General features: G+C 42.9%; 16 protein-coding genes. 4 read left to right on the top strand and 12 right to left on the bottom strand.

Annotated features, from left to right (window positions below; genetic code table 11):
• Positions 1–27: 27 nt before the first annotated feature.
• Positions 28–624 carry a 5-formyltetrahydrofolate cyclo-ligase gene (locus ACGF5R_RS15520; RefSeq protein ID WP_112876746.1) on the top strand — a complete coding sequence of 199 codons (597 nt, stop codon included), beginning with the start codon at positions 28–30 and terminating at the stop codon, positions 622–624.
• A gap of 48 nt (positions 625–672) precedes the next feature.
• Here ACGF5R_RS15520 and serA read toward each other — a convergent pair whose 3' ends face one another.
• The 4 genes from serA to ACGF5R_RS15500 all read right to left on the bottom strand — a co-directional run bounded on the left by serA (position 673) and on the right by ACGF5R_RS15500 (position 3,925).
• A complete protein-coding gene (gene serA, locus ACGF5R_RS15515) occupies positions 673–1,914 on the bottom strand; it encodes a phosphoglycerate dehydrogenase (RefSeq protein WP_262981146.1) in 1,242 nt (413 codons plus the stop codon).
• A gap of 272 nt (positions 1,915–2,186) precedes the next feature.
• Positions 2,187–2,846 carry a ribose-5-phosphate isomerase RpiA gene (rpiA, locus tag ACGF5R_RS15510; protein WP_262981147.1) on the bottom strand — a complete coding sequence of 220 codons (660 nt, stop codon included), beginning with the start codon at positions 2,844–2,846 and terminating at the stop codon, positions 2,187–2,189.
• Positions 2,847–3,012: 166 nt separating this feature from the next.
• Positions 3,013–3,174, bottom strand: a complete 162-nt coding sequence (locus ACGF5R_RS15505) for a hypothetical protein (RefSeq protein ID WP_192880990.1) — start codon at positions 3,172–3,174, stop codon at positions 3,013–3,015.
• A 196-nt stretch (positions 3,175–3,370) separates the two neighbouring features.
• Positions 3,371–3,925, bottom strand: coding sequence for a hypothetical protein (locus ACGF5R_RS15500; protein ID WP_112876749.1), 555 nt, complete (start codon positions 3,923–3,925; stop codon positions 3,371–3,373).
• Positions 3,926–4,304: 379 nt separating this feature from the next.
• Between ACGF5R_RS15500 and ACGF5R_RS15495 the strand changes: the two genes are divergently transcribed.
• The gene (locus tag ACGF5R_RS15495; protein WP_112876750.1) at positions 4,305–5,207 is read left to right on the top strand and encodes a LysR family transcriptional regulator ArgP; all 903 of its coding nucleotides are present in this window, start codon (positions 4,305–4,307) and stop codon (positions 5,205–5,207) included.
• On the opposite strand, the gene ACGF5R_RS15490 is transcribed toward ACGF5R_RS15495, so the two are convergent.
• Complete coding sequence (locus ACGF5R_RS15490) at positions 5,204–5,926, bottom strand: oxidative stress defense protein (RefSeq protein ID WP_112876751.1); 723 nt, start codon at positions 5,924–5,926, stop codon at positions 5,204–5,206. The genes ACGF5R_RS15495 and ACGF5R_RS15490 overlap by 4 nt on opposite strands.
• Positions 5,927–6,039: 113 nt before the next feature.
• Entirely contained in the window at positions 6,040–6,663 is a 624-nt protein-coding gene (gene argO, locus ACGF5R_RS15485) for an arginine exporter ArgO (RefSeq protein ID WP_112876752.1), read from the bottom strand.
• Between the two features lie 236 nt (positions 6,664–6,899).
• Here argO and ACGF5R_RS15480 point away from each other — a divergent pair, with 236 nt between their 5' ends.
• Positions 6,900–7,280, top strand: a complete 381-nt coding sequence (locus ACGF5R_RS15480; RefSeq protein ID WP_112876753.1) for a hypothetical protein — start codon at positions 6,900–6,902, stop codon at positions 7,278–7,280.
• Positions 7,281–7,391: 111 nt separating this feature from the next.
• On the opposite strand, the gene mscS is transcribed toward ACGF5R_RS15480, so the two are convergent.
• Complete coding sequence (gene mscS / locus ACGF5R_RS15475; RefSeq protein ID WP_112876754.1) at positions 7,392–8,264, bottom strand: small-conductance mechanosensitive channel MscS; 873 nt, start codon at positions 8,262–8,264, stop codon at positions 7,392–7,394.
• A 135-nt stretch (positions 8,265–8,399) separates the two neighbouring features.
• Positions 8,400–8,771 carry a YacL family protein gene (locus tag ACGF5R_RS15470; RefSeq protein WP_112876755.1) on the bottom strand — a complete coding sequence of 124 codons (372 nt, stop codon included), beginning with the start codon at positions 8,769–8,771 and terminating at the stop codon, positions 8,400–8,402.
• Between the two features lie 375 nt (positions 8,772–9,146).
• Between ACGF5R_RS15470 and ACGF5R_RS15465 the strand changes: the two genes are divergently transcribed.
• Positions 9,147–9,344 (top strand): Dabb family protein, encoded by a 198-nt coding sequence (locus ACGF5R_RS15465; RefSeq protein WP_158537753.1) that lies wholly within the window; start codon positions 9,147–9,149, stop codon positions 9,342–9,344.
• A 1,062-nt stretch (positions 9,345–10,406) separates the two neighbouring features.
• On the opposite strand, the gene acnB is transcribed toward ACGF5R_RS15465, so the two are convergent.
• From acnB to aceE, 4 genes are all read right to left on the bottom strand, one after another.
• On the bottom strand, positions 10,407–13,004 hold the full coding sequence (gene acnB, locus ACGF5R_RS15460; protein ID WP_387691637.1) for a bifunctional aconitate hydratase 2/2-methylisocitrate dehydratase: 2,598 nt from the start codon (positions 13,002–13,004) through the stop codon (positions 10,407–10,409).
• Between the two features lie 472 nt (positions 13,005–13,476).
• Complete coding sequence (gene lpdA, locus ACGF5R_RS15455; protein ID WP_112876758.1) at positions 13,477–14,904, bottom strand: dihydrolipoyl dehydrogenase; 1,428 nt, start codon at positions 14,902–14,904, stop codon at positions 13,477–13,479.
• A 206-nt stretch (positions 14,905–15,110) separates the two neighbouring features.
• Positions 15,111–16,709 (bottom strand): pyruvate dehydrogenase complex dihydrolipoyllysine-residue acetyltransferase, encoded by a 1,599-nt coding sequence (gene aceF / locus ACGF5R_RS15450; RefSeq protein ID WP_112876759.1) that lies wholly within the window; start codon positions 16,707–16,709, stop codon positions 15,111–15,113.
• Positions 16,710–16,723: 14 nt separating this feature from the next.
• On the bottom strand, positions 16,724–19,387 hold the full coding sequence (gene aceE, locus ACGF5R_RS15445) for a pyruvate dehydrogenase (acetyl-transferring), homodimeric type (RefSeq protein WP_112876760.1): 2,664 nt from the start codon (positions 19,385–19,387) through the stop codon (positions 16,724–16,726).
• Positions 19,388–19,394 lie beyond the last annotated feature (7 nt).

The raw sequence follows: 19,394 nt of genomic DNA, 5'->3' as shown, positions 1-19,394 counted from the left end.
CGCTGCTGCTATCCACTGGCAGGTTCTATGCAATCAGAGTCCCTATTACCACTCAGACAAAGCATTAGAAAGAAAATACGCCAACAACGCCGTGAACTCACCCCTGAACAACAATCTCTTTTTGCAAGACGGGCTGCTAAGCGAGCAATCAACCACCCCAAAATTCACCAAGCCAGCAAAATCGCACTATTCCTTTCGTTTGATGGTGAACTCGATACCCGTCCACTGATTAACCAACTCTGGCAACAAAATAAACAGATCTATCTGCCGGTATTGCATCCTTTCCGTCATCACCATCTGCTATTTTTAAACTATCAACCCGATACCCCACTCATCAGAAATCGCTTCAATATAGAAGAACCACCGCTGAATGTTGAGCAGGTTCTACCATTATCAGAACTGGATATCATGATGATCCCGCTGGTTGCTTTTGACCGCACAGGGCAACGGCTTGGCATGGGTGGTGGCTTTTACGATCGTACATTGAGGCAATGGCGACAAAAAAATTTCTATCCGATAGGTCTGGCGCATAACTGTCAGTTAGTCGATACACTGCCCATAGCCGAATGGGATATCCCATTACCCGAAATCATCACACCTGAAAAAATCTGGCAATGGCAGTAAAAAATGGGCGCCTTACACAAAGCACCCATTTTTGATATATCAAAATAATCAGTAAAGCAGGCGAGAACGGATAGTACCCGGCAATGCTTTCAGTTTCTGAAATACCATTTCAGCTTGAGCAGGATTTTCAGTCACAATATCAATAACCACATAACCCATATCCCCACTGGTACGCAGATACTGAGCAGCAATATTGATATCCTGTTCAGCAAACACTTGGTTAATACTGTTCAATATACCGGGACGATTTTCATGAATATGTAAAAACCGGTTGGTATCATCAGCATGAACAGGAAGAGACACTTCTGGGAAGTTTACTGCGGATAAGGTAGAACCATTATCAGAATATTTCGCTAACTTTCCTCCGACTTCATAACCAATGTTTTCCTGCGCTTCCTGGGTAGAACCACCAATATGTGGGGTCAGCAACACGTTATCAAATTTACGTAACGGTGACTCAAATGGATCATTATTGGTTGCCGGTTCAACAGGGAACACATCCACAGCCGCCCCTGACAGATGTTCACTTTCCAATGCATCACATAATGCCGGGATATCCACCACCGTCCCGCGTGAAGCATTAATCAGGATAGAACCCGGTTTCATCAGAGTCAGTTCAGTTGCACCAATCATATTTTTAGTTGATGGCGTTTCTGGTACATGCAAACTAACCACATCACTCATATTTAGTAATTCTGACAAATGACGTACCTGATGAGCGTTACCTAACGGCAATTTGTTTTCAATATCGTAAAAGTAGACATCCATACCAATATTTTCAGCCAGAATACCAAGCTGAGTGCCAATATGACCGTAACCGATAATGCCCAGTTTTTTACCACGGACTTCATAGCAGCCTTTAGCCTGCTTATCCCACACTCCACGATGAGCTTTCGCATTCGCCAAAGGGATACGACGCAGCAATAACAACAACTCACCAAGGACCATTTCAGCAACAGAACGGGTATTAGAAAATGGCGCATTAAAGACAGGGATACCACGTTTTGCAGCCGCTTTCAGATCAACCTGATTGGTACCAATACAAAAACAGCCTACAGCAACCAATTTTTCAGCTGCCTGAAAAATGTCTTCAGTCAGTTGTGTGCGGGAACGGATACCAACAAAATGGGTATCACGAATTGCCTCTTTTAACTCTTTGGAATCTAATGCTCCCTTATGATATTCGATATTGCTATAACCGGCTGCTCGTAGATTTTCTACCGTGCTCTGATGCACACCTTCTAATAGCAAAAATTTAATCTTATCTTTTTCCAGAGATACCTTAACCATTTATCCTGCCTATTGTTACGCTTCGTTACATTTAAGATTCATTCTCTCAACATAACAAAAAAAACGAACACAGCAATATAAACGATTGCTATTCCCGTCACATAAGTCTTAATAAAGTAGTTATTATGTGGAATAAAATGATCTGAAAAAGAACAAAATTAGGATTTAGATTAAATAACAATCAGAGATATGAAATATATCACTAAATTCTCCACCTATTTTAAAAGTGAAAAAATTTTTAAGGGCGAAAAACTCCGCCCCTGTAAATAATATTATTGAGTGATGGTTTCCACTCCATCAAGTGTTCCCATCAATACAATATCCGCGCCACGGTTAGCAAATAGGCCCACAGTCACCACACCTGAGATACGATTAATTTTATTCTCTAACTCAACAGGATCGAGTATGGCTAGATTATGCACATCAAGAATCACATTGCCGTTATCAGTCACAACATTCTGACGATATTTTGGTACTCCTCCCAATTTAACCAACTCACGAGCAACATAAGTCCGAGCCATTGGAATCACTTCAACCGGCAGAGGGAATTTACCCAATACATCAACTTTTTTAGAGGCATCAACAATACAAACGAATTTTTTTGCTATTGCAGCAATGATTTTTTCACGCGTCAATGCAGCACCACCGCCTTTAATCATCTGCATATTGCCATTGATTTCATCCGCACCATCAACGTAGATATCAAGGGAATCCACTTCATTACAATCGAATACAGGAATTCCCAAACTTTTTAACTTCTCAGTAGAAGCCTCAGAGCTGGATACTGCCCCTTCAATCTGATCTTTAATGGAACCAAGGGCATCAATAAAGTGTGAAGCCGTTGAACCTGTCCCCACACCCACAACTGTTCCTGGTGTAACAAATTCGAGTGCTGCCCAACCTACTGCTTTTTTTAGTTCGTCCTGAGTCATATCAATTCATTGCCTATATCAGTTACAAGGAAAGCCTGTCGACTAGTATAAACCTTGATAGCAACAAAGAAACCGCAATTAAGTTGAGTGAAATGAATCATGAAAAATTAAGAGTGAATGATGTGAAAAACCCGCCATACTAGCGGGCTACAATAAAGAGTGATGTCTATGCAGCCTCTTTGTTACGACGACGACCTTGCTTTTCTTGGCTTGGTGCCTGTGCATGATCTTCCAAAACCGGACCTACTTTCATGAGAAAATCTAAGATCTCTCCAGCTTTTTTATAAGTTTGAATGGTATCGAACATCGGTTCTTTTTGTGTTCTCATAGCAACACCTCTAAAACGACTTCACATTACTGAACTGATTTAGTCATACAGGACAAAAAATTCCCGACAAAATCTCTCTGTTATGGCCATAGCAACAAATTTAGTAAGATTTCACCTTCAACAAATCTAAATGAACAAAATAACTATCCCACTTGGTCTACCAGGATACTATAACATGCATATAAATGCCGAGAGGTCAAAGAACTAACTCCTTAGACCGACGCTTCAACTTTGCCGTTAATGTCTTAATATCACATGACATTACATATCCACAACGTTCTAGCTCAAAACCAAACGAACGATAGTAAGCTATTTTATCCTTAACGGGTTCATGAATCCTGACGTCTTCACCATCAGCCACATTCATGAAAATCAATGTTGCATACAGAGTATACAAAAGCATCTTTCTATGCAACGGATGATTTTCTATATCCTTCACAAAATTTTCCAATACATGGATGTTAAAACTCTTATCGTTCAAATCATATGTGGATAAAGCGACTCCAGCCGGAGCAGATTCAATTTGGAGATTTTCCCTTGATATGACAAATTTTATACATAAGCTGAAGCAATCATGTCGATTACCGACCTCTGTAATATAATATTCCCAGTTAAGCTCACCATACGCTTTTGTTAGCGTGTTTGCATCGCTGTCAGAGATAGGACCAACCGCCAAATCTATTCCTCTCTGATCCATGTATAACTGCAAAGTATTATATGTTAATTGTGCAACATGTTTCAGTGACAGCATAAAAAGCAACCTTACTTACATTGTTATTAAATAGCCAAAATGACAATTGTTTAACAATTTTATTGAAAGACTACACTTAAGTGAAACATGCAAACAATCTTTAGCCAGATCAAAAATTCATCATCAAGCTATCAAAAACAGCTTCACCCAGTGCTTTCTCCTGAGCATATCGCCTATTCAACCACGTCAACACACTCAACCTTCAAAAATGGAACCCCCTTCCCAAAGGTGACCAACCAACAAAAATTTATCCAAATTGGGTATAACATGCGTAATTTCTGAAAGGTAGGATTTTACGGCCCACCAGACAAATTGCCTCATACATCAGAAAAATATGGCATAGTGATATTCAGAAAAATAAATGGAGAATCTTTCTATAATGAAACGCCCTGACTACCGAACACTACAAGCTCTGGATGCGGTGATCCGAGAACGCGGCTTCGAGCGTGCTGCTCAGAAACTCTGTATCACTCAATCCGCGGTTTCTCAACGTATCAAACAGTTGGAAAATCTGTTTGGTCAGCCTCTATTAGTGCGCACCGTTCCTCCGCGCCCCACCGAACAAGGACAAAAACTACTGGCACTATTACATCAGGTAGAGTTGTTGGAAGAACAATGGCTAGGCGATGAACAGGGGACCGATACCCCATTGCTGCTTTCATTAGCAGTCAACGCTGACAGCTTAGCAACCTGGCTATTACCGGCTCTACACCCGGTACTCGCTGATTTACCTATCCGACTCAATATTCAAGTTGAAGATGAAACTCGGACTCAAGAACAGTTAAGGAGAGGTGAAGTCGTTGGCGCAGTCAGTATTCAACCACAACCTTTACCCAGTTGTCTGATTGATAAACTAGGCGCACTGGATTATCTGTTTGTCGCCTCACCAGAATTTGCTACCCGCTATTTCCCAAATGGGGTTACCCGTTCAGCGTTACTAAAAGCCCCAGCGGTTGCATTCGACCATCTGGATGATATGCATCAGGTATTTTTACAACAGAACTTCGAGTTGTCACCGGGCAGCGTTCCATGTCATATCGTCAATTCATCTGAAGCCTTTGTACAACTGGCAAAACAGGGTTCCACTTGTTGTATGATCCCACATTTACAGATTGATCAAGAATTGAAAAATGGTGAACTGATCGACCTGACACCGGGTTTATGTCAACGCCGGATGCTCTATTGGCATCGTTTTGCACCGGAAAGCAGGACCATGAAAAAAGTGACTGACGCCCTGTTGAAACTTGGGCGTCAGATGTTAAGACAAGATGACATTAATTAAGGTCTTAGCTCAAAAACCACATCAACCTGATCACTGAAATTGATGCTATCCTGCTGGTAAGTTTCACCCACTCCAGCAGCAGCACCTCCCGACATCATCACATCAGTATTGCGATACTTCATGTGATCAATCGCCTCTGGTGCTCGGTAATTGATACTGTATATCGAACCAACTTTGCTACTAAAGCCTTTCGCCAGTGCATCAGCTTGTTCAATTGCATTCTCAATCGCTTTCTGGCGGGCTTCATCACGATATTTTTGCGGATTGTCCACACCAAACTGAACAGATACGATTTCGTTCAAACCCGCTTTTAATGCACCATCTAGCAGATCATTAAGTTGATCTAACTTACGGACCTTCACCTCCACTGAACGGATCGCACGATAGCCTTTCAGCACCGATTTGCCAGACACATTATCGTACTCATAATCAGGCTGAGTACGCAAATTCGCTGCATCAATATCTTTCTTTTCAATACCGTGATTTTTCAGAAAATCAAAATATTTAGCAACCAGCTCATCAACCTGCTTTTTAGCCCCAGAAGCATCTTTAGCAGAAATATTGACGTTAATCATCAATGTTGCTATATCCGGTTCTGCTTTCACTACCGCATTACCAGAAGTAATAACATGAGGGACTCCGGGTAAATCAGCAGCCTGTGCAGCAAGTGGCACCCCGGCACTTAACATGGCGGCCAACCCTAATGATTTCAATTTCACACAACCTCCGAAGAAAACCTGTTACAGAAAATGTTCATCCCACGGAAAAACCGAAATATACATGGGATAAATGAAACACTAACACAGAGACTGTATGCAAAGAAGTGTTCAGCTTAATCAGAAATTAGCAATCCCTGCTTAGCAAGTTGCCATGCGATATACCACATTATGATACAAATAAACCCATTAATAATCCGTTGAGAAAGCGGCTTACTTAGCACAGGGGAAAACCATGCAGCTAGTAATGACAGAGAGAAAAACCAACTAACAGAAGCAGTTGCCGCCCCAAAAGTAAACCAAGGTCTGAGTTCTGAAGATAACTGACCACCAATACTACCCAGAACAACAATGGTATCTAAATAAACATGCGGATTTAACCAAGTGACCGCAAAGATGATCGCAATTACCCGCCAACGGTTTTTTACTGAATTATTTACCTGTGCCAGTTCAACATTAGCAAACAAAACCACACGTAAGGCCCCCCATCCATACCAGAATAAAAAAGCAACACCTCCCCAGGTGACGAATTGTAAGAGTAAAGTTGACTGACTAAGTAATGCACTACCACCAAATACACCGACACCAATCAAAAAACCATCACTGATCGCGCACAAAGTTGCACTCATTAGATGAAATTGTCTCCTACTGCCTTGCTGCATAACAAAGGCATTTTGTGGGCCAAGAGGCAAAATCATTGCTGCGCTAAGAAAAAAACCCTGCACAAATGTCGATAACATAAAAAAATTCCTCAATAATTATTCACTTTGCTATTTCAATGTTCAGAATATTAAGAAGAATAGCTCATTAGAGGAAATAAATGCTTCTAATCGATCATAAGAAATTTTAATAACCAACCAAAAAGCAGATTTTTACAGGAAAATTATTTGATTAATTCAAAGAAAATCAAGCTAATACACACTAAAAGTATTAATGAATCTATCAATTCTATGAAAAATAAGAGGAAGGGGTTATTTTGAAAAAAATTATGGGTTTCATGCTACTAGTCATCATTATTATTGCTGCTCTTACTGTCAGAAACTACTATTTGCTTCGAAATGATGTTGAAGAGACATTAAACCACTATGAAATAATTGAATACTATATTGGTACAGCCAATATTACAGATGTAGATCTCAGTAATTATCAGCCTTTCTTATGTAAAAAAGGCTGTGAACGTTTCATTCTTAAAATACAGGGTGAAAAAGGTGATGGGATAGTCACTGCTGATATTAATTTCCATACTTCAGATGTTTCATCCGCTGTCCTTTGCTTATCAGATAACAAGAAAATAGCACTGACAGAAGATATCAACGATGATTTTATTAAAAACAACTTTAATACCTTATGTCAATAAAGTAGACTTGGGGAATAGAGCGCCCGCGCTATTGACAGCGCGGCGCTGATTTACTGGTAAAAATTTACGGTTTATTCACATAATCAGAAGGTTATTATCCAATCCCTCTGATTAATCACTCATTTTATTCCGCGCCATAGCTTGATTCTGATGCAAATAAACATCCATTTGTGGATAAGGAATACTGATATTGTGTTTATCCAATGTGCGTTTAAAGTTCTCCATCAAATCCCAATAAACCTCCCAAGCATCACCATTGGTGGTCCATACACGCACAATAAAATTCAGTGAAGAAGGTGCCATTTCATGCAAACGAATCGTCACGCCTTTATCATGCTGAATACGATTGTCTGCGGCAATAACATCACCTAATACTTTTTTAACTTCGTCAATATCCGCATTATACGCAACACCGACCATGATCTGGGTTCGACGATTCGGTTCACGGCTGGTATTAATAACATTATCTGCAATAATTTTCCCATTCGGGATCACGATAATTCTGTCATCTGCTGTACGCAATGTAGTAGAAAAAATCTGCACCTGAACAACAGTGCCTTCAACCGCGCCGAGAATAACATATTCACCCGCACGGATTGGACGAAAAGCCACCAGCAATACCCCTGCGGCAAAGTTGGACAAAGAACCCTGTAAAGCTAAACCAACAGCTAAACCAGCAGCACCGATAACCGCAATGACGGAAGCCGTCTGAACACCTAATTTGCCCAAAACTGCAATAATAGTGAACGCAATAATCAAATAACGAACAACAGCAGCCAGGAAATCCGATACCGTTACATCAATGCCACGCAATGACATAACTCTTTTCACGCCCTTACTAATGAGTTTCGCCGCCATTAATCCCAGAACAAGAATGAGAATAGCAGCAACAGTATTGACCAGATATTGAATGATTAAATCCTGATGATTAATGAGCCAGCTTGTAGCTTCATTAATGCCACCAGACAGATTGATATCTTCCATTAAAACCACCTTGATTCTTTAGCTACTTAAACTATCATTGAGTAAAATTACTCGATGATTATCCTTCATAGCAACCATTAACAGTAAGAAAAAGCCTATCGTGCCAGAGAATTATTTCTGTCTATATACAGCTTCTTACCAATCGTACTTTTGTAAAATAAAATCCCGATAATCGGCCAACATATCAATAAAATCCTTGGTACCGCAAAAAGCCAGGCTCTCATTATCGTAATAACTCATGCCCTCCTCCATCGAATCAGTTTCAAACTCAAGCTGATTGGCGCGAACCATAACTTCTTCGTCATCCATTAACAGCGTATATTCATGACCTACAAGTTGCCATTGACGTTCACTACCTTTAATTTCGGCCAACGCTGAGGCAATCTTATCTATCACCGCCAAATCACCTTTAACTTCTTCATTCAGCCACTGACCAATAGCTTCGTGATCCATTGAGAACCGGCTAGTCACCAGTCCAGTGACATCCAGCAAAAATTCGTATTCCATCATTACCTCCGGTGCGTTCTTTCCATTTTAATATTTCCTAGCAATTCCGCCCCAGAATCAGCCCACAAACTGCCAAGAAGTGGGAGATTAAAGCCTCTATGCTGACACAACGGTATAGTTTTCACCTAGATAACCGAAATATACACCCCCAAGTTATTCTTGAGGTTTGTGTCCGCTACGGCTTTCATCGGAGGAGAGTTCAGCCTCAGTGCAAATATAGACAAATACACTATAATTAATAGTATCTCAGAGAAACAAAAACAGCAAAATCGAACATACATCCACTAATTGATGAGATATATTCAAGGATCTTGCAATAGAACAATTTATTTTCTATTTTGTCAGCAAAAACAAAGACACCTTTCAGGAACCATTATGATACGCCATATTCTTTTGCTAAAATTCACATCCGAGATAAAACAACAACAATTAACGACGATAAGAGATACCGCTATTTCCATGCAGCATCAGATCAAAGGTATTTCTTCTATCGAATTGGGAAATAATGAAAACAAAAATAAAGGTTTTACATATGCTATCACCATGACATTTGATGATCATAAAGCTATTTAAAACTATTTGTCTCACTCAGCGCATGACGAATTAAAAGATCTCCTTATAGATTATGTCAACGATATCATCGTATTTGATTATGAAGTGTAATTTTCATTTCTGGGGAATAATCATCTATTAACCAATATTCAACATAACGAATATTATCGGCGCACCTGAGAATAATTAGACACGCCGATTATCGGTAGAAATATGTTTATACCCGTCATCTTTCAAGTTGCCTCTTTGTTGGCTGCACTCGCTCACCCCGGTCACATCGTTATCTATGCTCCCGGGGATTCTCTCCCTTGCCGTCGCGATGCATCTTGAAATCCATTGGGTATATATGAATTATCGTGAAAAATCCAAATATTTAACCAATAATTAAATACTATATAAAAACTTTTTAACCTTGCTTATTTGCTAATAATTTTATTTAAAATCATGTGGTTGGGGGTTTTTATAGCGATAATTAAGTTTCTTCTATTTTGATTTTTTTAGGTTTAAAACCAGAAAGAGTAACAGCTCTGTTAATATTATTAAAACCAAAATCCATTTTTTAATAGTTTTTAATGCCACTAACCGTTTTTTTACTACTAATTTTTTAATACGGTTAACAGCGTTATTTTGTCACCTTATTAACCAATTTAAAATCCGTTTTTCCTAATGTTTTATCTTTTAATGTCAGTTATAACATCGAAATTTTCACTCACTTTAAAAAATTCTTAATCATTACTTTTTACCTTTAATGATTAAAGTTTTTATCTTTTTTTTCATTATACGTTTGCCTTTTCTCCAGATTTTAAAACCACACTAACAGGAAAAAAACGACTTTTCTTAACTAACACTTGTTTTATCATTGATAAAAACTCAACAGTGATAGTCGAAACACTAAAAGCCAGCAATCTAATATGGGAGGTTTTTACCTCCCATTCGTTCATATTGCAATATACCCGTTATCTTTCAAGTTGCCTCTTTGTTGGCTGCACTCGCTCACCCCGGTCACATCGTTACCTATGCTCCCGGGGATTCACTCCCTTGCCGTCGCGATGCATCTTGAAATCCATTGGGTATATATCGGAATTACACCGCAGTTTGGAAAATCACATCATCCGCTTTTTCAGTGTATTGGTTCAGTTGATCAAAATTGAGATAACGGTAAGTATCTTCCGCAGTCTCATCAACTTTAGCCATAAATTGCTGATACTCTTCTGGCGTAGGCAGACGTCCCAACAGAGAAGCTACAGCCGCCAGTTCAGCCGATGCCAGGTAAACATTCGCACCCGTCCCCAAACGATTTGGGAAGTTACGAGTCGAAGTGGAGACCACAGTTACACCGTCAGCAACGCGTGCTTGGTTACCCATGCACAAGGAACAACCAGGAATTTCAACCCGTGCTCCACTCTTGCCAAAGATGCTGTAATAACCTTCCTCTGTGAGTTGAGCCGCATCCATTTTCGTTGGCGGAGCAACCCATAAACGAGTCGGTAATTGACCTTTATGTTGATCCAATAACTTACCGGCTGCACGGAAATGACCAATGTTAGTCATACAAGAACCGATAAAAACCTCATCGATCTTACTGTTAGCCACATCAGACAGTAAACGGGCATCATCTGGATCATTCGGCGCGCATAGAATAGGCTCTTTAATTTCAGCCAGATCGATTTCGATAACTGCGGCATATTCTGCATCAGCATCAGCTTCCAACAATTGAGGATCTTTCAGCCAATTCTCCATGCCTGTTACACGACGTTCTAAAGTACGGCGATCACCATAACCTTCAGCAATCATCCATTTCAGCAGTACAATATTGGATTGCAGATATTCAATAATCGGTGCTTTATCCAATTTAATGGTACAACCCGCCGCAGAGCGCTCCGCAGAAGCATCCGCCAGCTCAAATGCCTGCTCGACTTTCAGATCTGGCAAACCTTCAATTTCGAGGATACGGCCAGAGAAGATGTTTTTCTTACCTTTCTTTTCAACCGTCAGAAGGCCTTGCTGAATCGCATAGTAAGGAATCGCATGAACCAAATCACGCAAAGTAATACCGGGCTGCATCTGCCCTTTAAAACGAACCAGCACAGATTCTGGCATATCCAAAGGCATCACCCCCGTCGCAGCAGCAAACGCTACCAGACCAGAACCAGCCGGGAAGGAAATACCAATCGGGAAACGCGTATGAGAATCACCGCCCGTACCAACGGTATCAGGCAACAGCATACGGTTCAGCCATGAGTGAATAATGCCATCACCCGGACGCAGAGAAACCCCACCACGATTCATGATGAAGTCAGGCAAGGTATGGTGAGTGGTGACGTCAACTGGCTTAGGATAAGCCGCCGTATGGCAGAATGACTGCATTACCAGATCCGCAGAGAAACCCAAACACGCCAGATCTTTCAGTTCGTCACGGGTCATGGGGCCAGTTGTATCCTGAGAACCAACAGAGGTCATTTTAGGTTCACAGTATTCACCAGGGCGAATACCCACCGTGCCACATGCCCGACCGACCATTTTCTGAGCCAGGGAGAAACCGCGACTACTTTCTTCAACCGCTTTCGCCTGACGGAAGACATCACTGGGTGGTAAACCAAGAGACTCACGCGCCTTACTGGTCAAACCACGGCCGATAATCAGTGGAATACGGCCACCCGCACGCACTTCATCCAACAATACATCTGTTTTCAGTTCAAATTCAGCCAGTAACTCATTGGTTTCGTGGTGACGTACTTCCCCTTTATATGGGTAGATATCAATTACCTCCCCCATATTTAATTTGTTCACATCCAGCTCAATTGGCAGCGCACCGGCATCTTCCATCGTATTGAAGAAGATTGGTGCAATTTTACCGCCCAGAACAACACCACCACCACGTTTGTTTGGCACAAATGGAATATCATCGCCCATAAACCATAACACTGAGTTAGTGGCTGATTTGCGGGAAGAACCTGTACCAACCACATCACCGACATAAGCCAGCGGATAGCCTTTCTTATTCAGCTCTTCAATCTGTTTGATTGGGCCAATAACACCAGCTTGATCCGGGACAATCCCTTCGCGGGCATTTTTCAACATAGCCAGAGCATGCAGAGGAATATCAGGGCGTGACCATGCATCCTGCGCAGGAGATAAGTCGTCAGTGTTTGTTTCACCCGTCACTTTAAATACTGTGACTGTAATTTTTTCTGCCAATTCAGGGCGTTCCAGATACCACTGCGCATCAGCCCAAGATTGCATAATTTGTTTGGCTTGTGGATTACCTGCTCTTGCTTTTTCTTCTACATCATAGAAGTTGTCAAACATCAACAAAGTATGAGAGAGCGCTTTAGCTGCAATTGGAGCCAGTTTTTCATTATCCAGAGCATCAATCAAAGGATGAATATTATAACCACCTTGCATCGTTCCAAGCAGTTCAACCGCCTTTTCTGGCGCGATTAGCGGTGAAATGGTTTCATCTTTCGCAATGGCGGCAAGAAAACCGGCTTTTACATAGGCCGCTTCATCAACGCCAGGGGGAATACGGTTAATCAGCAGATCTAACAGGAAATCTTCTTCACCTTTTGGTGGGCTCTTCAGTAACTCAACCAGCGCCGCCGCTTGTGTCGCGTCCAATGGTTTAGGGACAACACCTTGGGTTGCACGCTCGGCTACGTGCTTGCGGTATTCTTCTAGCACGACTTTCTCCTCGCTCTCATTGTCATTTTATCTACCCGGCTCTGCACCCGCCTTAGAACCTGCCTCACCAGACTATCGTCTTTGCGCAACAATATGTGTTTTCGCAACAAATAGCCCCTCCTGGGACAGGTTGTTAGTTATGGTTCCGGGTGCCAGGTCAGAGGATTGCCGACATAACTTAACAAGTACAAATCAAGTTATGCCCAGCTTCGGGTGCTCAGCATACCAAAATTTGAATGCGATGTTAATTCGTTCACATAAAAGTAACATTAACTGATAGTAATATTCTGAATTAACAGCAGACAAAGCTATTAAAACAGATTATTCCGCTGATTTTTGCCAATAGCACCTACAAAAGCCATACTTTTTATACTGTACTTTCCCAAACAGGTCATACCAGATAAAAAAACGGCTTTCAATAAATGAAAGCCGCTTCGGTGAATCACATTAATACATTAATCGATTTAAGAAATTACTTCTTTTTCTTTGCCTTCGCATTCGGCAAATCAGTAATACTGCCTTCAAAGACTTCAGCAGCCAGACCTACCGATTCATGCAATGTTGGGTGAGCATGGATGGTCAATGCGATATCTTCCGCATCACAACCCATTTCAATTGCCAGACCGATTTCACCCAACAATTCACCACCGTTAGTACCCACAATAGCACCACCGATAATACGATTACTTTCTTTATCGAAAATCAGTTTGGTCATACCGTCAGCACAATCAGAAGCAATTGCGCGGCCAGAAGCTGCCCACGGGAAAGTAGCCGTTTCATAGCTAATGCCTTTCTCTTTCGCTTCTTTCTCAGTCAGGCCAACCCATGCAACTTCGGGTTCAGTGTAAGCAATGGATGGAATCACTTTTGGATCAAAGTAGTGTTTCTTACCAGAAATAACTTCCGCCGCAACGTGACCTTCATGAACACCTTTATGCGCCAACATAGGCTGACCAACGATGTCACCAATAGCAAAGATGTGCGGTACATTGGTGCGCATTTGCTTATCAACGTGGATAAAGCCGCGGTCGTCAACGTCAACACCAGCTTTACCTGCATCCAGCATTTTACCGTTAGGTACACGACCGATAGCAACCAGAACCGCGTCATAACGCTGTGGTTCTGTCGGTGCGTTTTTGCCTTCCATCGTGACGTAGATACCATCTTCTTTGGCTTCTACTACGGTAACTTTGGTTTCCAGCATCAGATTGAATTGTTTGCTGATACGTTTGGTAAAGACTTTCACCACATCTTTATCAGCCGCAGGAATAACCTGATCCAACATTTCAACAACATCAATCTGAGAACCCAGAGCGTGGTAAACGGTTCCCATTTCCAGACCGATAATACCACCGCCCATGACCAACAAGCGGCCAGGAACGGTTGTCAGCGCCAAAGCATCGGTAGAATCCCAAACGCGCGGGTCATCATGAGGAATAAATGGCAATTGGATAGGACGGGAGCCCGCTGCAATAATGGCGTTATCAAAATTAATCGTTGTTGCGCCACCTTCACCTTCAACAACCAGCGTGTTCGCCCCTGTAAACTTACCAACACCATTAACCACTTTAACTTTACGGCCTTTAGCCATACCAGCCAAACCACCGGTTAGCTGATTAATAACTTTTTCTTTCCAAACACGGACTTTTTCGATGTCAGTTTTGGGTTCACCAAAAACGATGCCATGATCTGCCAGCGCTTTAGCTTCCTCAATAACTTTTGCTACATGCAGCAATGCCTTGGAAGGGATACAACCAACGTTAAGACAAACACCACCTAAGGTAGAGTAACGTTCCACCAGAACGGTTTCCAAACCTAAATCCGCGCAACGAAAAGCAGCAGAATACCCTGCTGGACCTGCCCCAAGTACCACTACTTGGGCTTTAATTTCAGTACTCATCATGACCTCTTAATTGTTTGTCCGGCGGGTCAGGCGCCAAAAACGATATATTCCACCGGGACCTACACACCGCGAGCAGTTTACAGAATTGTTAATAACCTGAAAAGCGCGTTAACGTGACAGAACTCGCAACAAACTCACCAGATGTAAGCTGTCTCTCTGTCACCGCAATAACAATCAGGCCGGCACATGGCCGGCCTTTGAGATTACATCACCAGACGGCGGATATCGCTCATCGCATGATTAATAAATGTGATGAAACGCGCACCATCAGCACCATCGATCACACGGTGATCGAAAGAGAGTGACAGAGGTAGCATCAGGCGTGGAACAAACTCTTTACCATTCCATACCGGCTTCATTGATGAGCGGGATACGCCCAGGATAGCCACTTCTGGTGCATTAACGATTGGCGTAAATGCTGTGCCACCGATACCACCCAGGCTTGAAATAGTGAAGCATCCCCCCTGCATATCAGATGCAGTCAGTTTGCCTGCACGCGCTTTCTTAGACATCTCAGTCAGCTCGCGGGACAATTCGATGATGCCCTTATTATTAACATCACGGAACACTGGAACCACCAGACCATTAGGTGTATCCACTGCCACACCAATGTTGATGTATTTTTTCAACGTCAGTTTCTGACCATCTTCCGAGATAGAGCTGTTAAAGCGCGGCATCTCTTCCAGCGCTTTTGCTACCGCTTTCATGATGAATACCAATGGCGTGATCTTCACACCAAGCTGTTTCTTCTCAGCTTCCTGATTCTGCTGCTTACGGAAGTTTTCAACTTCAGTAATATCCGTTTCGTCGAACTGTGTAACATGTGGGATCATCACCCAGTTACGGCTCAGGTTAGCACCAGAGATTTTCTGAATACGACCCAGTTCAACTTCTTCAATTTCACCAAATTTACTGAAATCCACTTTCGGCCAAGGCAACATACCCGGCAGACCACCACCGGCTGATGCAGGAGTAGACTCTGCACGTTTAACCGCGTCTTTCACGTAAGCCTGAACATCTTCACGCAGAACACGGCCTTTACGCCCTGTACCTTTCACTTTAGCCAGGTTAACGCCGAATTCACGCGCCAGACGACGGATCACCGGCGTTGCATGAACATAAGCACTATTTTCAGCGAAATCATTTTTGTCTTCTTCTGCGAAGCTTCTGCTAGCAATAACCGGTGCTGCCGCTTTCTCTGGTTCAGCCGCTGGCGCTGGCGCAGAGGCAGCCGGAGCAGCAGGCGCTGCACCCGCAACTTCAAATACCATAATCATAGAATCGGTTTTCACTTTATCACCGACCTTGATTTGAATTTCTTTAACGATACCTGCGAATGGCGCGGGGACTTCCATAGAGGCTTTATCACCTTCTACGGTGATCAGCGATTGTTCAGCTTCCACCGCATCGCCAACTTTCACCATCACTTCGGTAACTTCGACTTCATCACCACCGATATCCGGTACATGAACATTCATAGCCGCAGAAGCTACTGGTTCTGCCTCTGCCATACGCGAAGACAATGTTATCGCTGCCGGCTCTTCCGCTGGCGCAGCTTCTACAGCACCTTCCGCAGAATCAAAAATCATAATCAGTTTGTCGGTTTCAACTTTATCGCCAACCGCAATGATGATCTCTTTAACGACACCCGTCTGAGGGGATGGAACTTCCATAGAAGCCTTATCACCTTCCACGGTGATCAGCGATTGTTCAGCTTCCACTGTATCGCCAACTTTCACCATGATTTCGGTGACTTCAACTTCATCCGCACCGATATCCGGTACCTTAATTTCGATAGCCATTGATTCTTTACCTCTTATGCCAGACGCGGGTTAACTTTTTCTGGGTTAATGTTGTATTTCTTGATTGCTTCTTCCACAACACTCACATCGATTTCGCCGCGCTTAGCCAATTCACCCAAAGCAGCAACCACCACGTAAGAAGCATCAACTTCAAAATGATGACGCAGGTTTTCACGGCTATCGGAACGACCGAAACCGTCAGTACCCAATACGCGGAATTCGCTTGCAGGGATGAAGTTACGAATTTGTTCTGCGAACAACTTCATATAATCAGTAGAAGCCACTGCCGGTGCTTCATTCATGATCTGAGCAACATAAGGTACACGTGGCGTTTCTGTTGGATGCAACATGTTCCAACGTTCACAATCCTGACCATCACGAGCCAGTTCAGTGAATGAAGTCACGCTGTACACATCAGAACCCACACCATAATCGTTAGCCAGAATCTGCGCTGCTTCACGCACATGACGCAGAATAGAACCTGAACCTAATAGCTGAACTTTACCTTTGCTACCTTCCAAGCTTTCCAGCTTGTAGATACCTTTACGGATACCTTCTTCCGCGCCTTGTGGCATCGCCGGCATGTGGTAGTTTTCGTTCAACGTGGTGATGTAGTAGTAAATATTCTCTTGTTTCTCACCATACATACGCTCCAAACCATCATGCATAATCACAGCAACTTCATAAGCAAATGCCGGATCATAAGAGATGCAGTTAGGGATAGTCAGAGACTGAATATGGCTGTGACCATCTTCGTGTTGCAGACCTTCGCCATTCAGGGTTGTACGACCAGAAGTACCACCAATCAGGAAGCCACGAGCCTGTTGGTCGCCAGCTGCCCAGCACAGGTCGCCAATACGTTGGAACCCGAACATAGAGTAGTAGATGTAGAACGGAATCATTGGCAGGTTATTGGTGCTATAAGACGTTGCCGCCGCCAGCCATGATGAACCGGCACCCAGTTCATTGATACCTTCTTGTAGAATCTGACCTTTGGCGTCTTCTTTATAGTAAGCAACCTGCTCACGGTCTTGCGGAGTATATTGCTGGCCGTTAGGGCTGTAGATGCCGATTTGACGGAACAGACCTTCCATACCAAAAGTACGCGCTTCATCGGCAATGATTGGAACCAGACGATCTTTGATTGACTTGTTTTTCAACATCACGTTCAAAGCACGAACGAAAGCAATAGTAGTAGAAATTTCTTTGTTTTGTTCTTCCAGCAACGCACCAAAATCTTCCAGCGTTGGCAGTTCCAGTTTCTCTTCAAAATGAGTACGACGGCTTGGCAAATAGCCACCAAGCGCTGCACGACGCTCATGCAGGTATTTGTATTCTTCAGAATCTTTATCGAAAGTCACATATGGCAGGTTTTCGATTTGCTCATCAGCAACAGGGACATTGAAACGATCACGGAAATGGCGAACGCCTTCCATATTCATCTTCTTAACCTGATGAGCAATATTTTTACCTTCCGCCGTATCACCCATACCGTAACCTTTGATAGTCTGAGCCAGGATAACCGTTGGTTTGCCGGTAGTTTCTTGCGCTTTTTTCAAAGCAGCAAAGACTTTCTTAGGATCATGACCACCACGGTTCAACGCCCAAATCTGGTCATCGGTCATATCTTTGACTAATTCAGCGGTCTCTGGGTAACGACCAAAGAAATGCTGACGCACATAAGCGCCATCTTTGGATTTGAACGTCTGGTAATCACCGTCCAGCGTTTCGTTCATCAGTTGGATCAATTTACCGCTGGTATCTTTACGCAACAGTTCATCCCAACGATCGCCCCAAAGCACTTTAATAACCTGCCAACCTGCGCCATCAAAAATGCCTTCCAGCTCATTAACGATTTTGCCATTACCCGTAACTGGACCATCCAGACGTTGCAAGTTACAGTTGATAACAAATACCAAATTATCCAGTTTCTCGCGGGTTGCGATAGTAATCGCACCTTTGGATTCTGGCTCATCCATTTCACCGTCGCCCAAGAAGGCATAAACGGTCTGCTTGGAGGTATCTTTCAGACCACGGTGTTCCAGATATTTCAGGAATTTAGCCTGATAAATCGCACCGATTGGCCCCAATCCCATTGAAACGGTTGGGAACTGCCAGAATTCAGGCATCAATTTTGGATGCGGATAAGAAGAGAGACCGTTGCCATGAATTTCCTGACGGAAATTATTCATCTGCTCTTCAGTTAAACGACCTTCAAGGAAAGCACGAGCGTAGACGCCTGGAGAGATGTGGCCTTGGAAATAAACCAAGTCACCGCCGTCATTTTCATTACGGGCACGGAAGAAATGGTTGAAACAAACTTCATACATGGTTGCTGAAGACTGGAATGAAGCCATGTGACCACCCAATTCCAGATCTTTTTTGGATGCCCGCAACACGGTCATCACAGCATTCCAACGAATAGCAGAGCGAATACGGCGCTCCAAATCCAGATTGCCAGGGTAAGCAGGCTCATCCTCAACAGCAATGGTATTGATATAATCGCGGTTAGCAGCACCGGCTGCAACATTCACGCCACCTTTACGTGCTTCGTTCAGTACCTGATCAATCAAGAACTGGGCACGATCAACACCCTCTTCACGGATGACCGATTCGATCGCCTGTAACCAGTCGCGAGTTTCGATCGGATCCACGTCATTTTTCAAAATGTCTGACATGGTGTAT

The sequence above is a fragment of the Photorhabdus sp. RM71S genome, assembly GCF_042879355.1.
Classification (GTDB): Bacteria; Pseudomonadota; Gammaproteobacteria; order Enterobacterales; family Enterobacteriaceae; genus Photorhabdus; species Photorhabdus kayaii.
Note: the sequence above shows the minus strand (reverse complement) of the source record. Positions and strands in the feature narration are given on the sequence as shown.

Excerpts from the sequence above, each read along its gene's own strand:
- serA (WP_262981146.1), bottom strand. The coding sequence starts at position 1,914 with ATGGTTAAGGTATCTCTGGAAAAAGATAAGATTAAATTTTTGCTATTA.
- ACGF5R_RS15470 (WP_112876755.1), bottom strand. The coding sequence starts at position 8,771 with ATGGAATACGAATTTTTGCTGGATGTCACTGGACTGGTGACTAGCCGG.
- ACGF5R_RS15465 (WP_158537753.1), top strand. The coding sequence starts at position 9,147 with ATGATACGCCATATTCTTTTGCTAAAATTCACATCCGAGATAAAACAA.
- ACGF5R_RS15495 (WP_112876750.1), top strand. The coding sequence starts at position 4,305 with ATGAAACGCCCTGACTACCGAACACTACAAGCTCTGGATGCGGTGATC.
- rpiA (WP_262981147.1), bottom strand. The coding sequence starts at position 2,846 with ATGACTCAGGACGAACTAAAAAAAGCAGTAGGTTGGGCAGCACTCGAA.
- ACGF5R_RS15505 (WP_192880990.1), bottom strand. The coding sequence starts at position 3,174 with ATGAGAACACAAAAAGAACCGATGTTCGATACCATTCAAACTTATAAA.
- argO (WP_112876752.1), bottom strand. The coding sequence starts at position 6,663 with ATGTTATCGACATTTGTGCAGGGTTTTTTTCTTAGCGCAGCAATGATT.
- ACGF5R_RS15520 (WP_112876746.1), top strand. The coding sequence starts at position 28 with ATGCAATCAGAGTCCCTATTACCACTCAGACAAAGCATTAGAAAGAAA.
- lpdA (WP_112876758.1), bottom strand. The coding sequence starts at position 14,904 with ATGAGTACTGAAATTAAAGCCCAAGTAGTGGTACTTGGGGCAGGTCCA.
- mscS (WP_112876754.1), bottom strand. The coding sequence starts at position 8,264 with ATGGAAGATATCAATCTGTCTGGTGGCATTAATGAAGCTACAAGCTGG.
- aceF (WP_112876759.1), bottom strand. The coding sequence starts at position 16,709 with ATGGCTATCGAAATTAAGGTACCGGATATCGGTGCGGATGAAGTTGAA.
- aceE (WP_112876760.1), bottom strand. The coding sequence starts at position 19,387 with ATGTCAGACATTTTGAAAAATGACGTGGATCCGATCGAAACTCGCGAC.
- ACGF5R_RS15500 (WP_112876749.1), bottom strand. The coding sequence starts at position 3,925 with ATGCTGTCACTGAAACATGTTGCACAATTAACATATAATACTTTGCAG.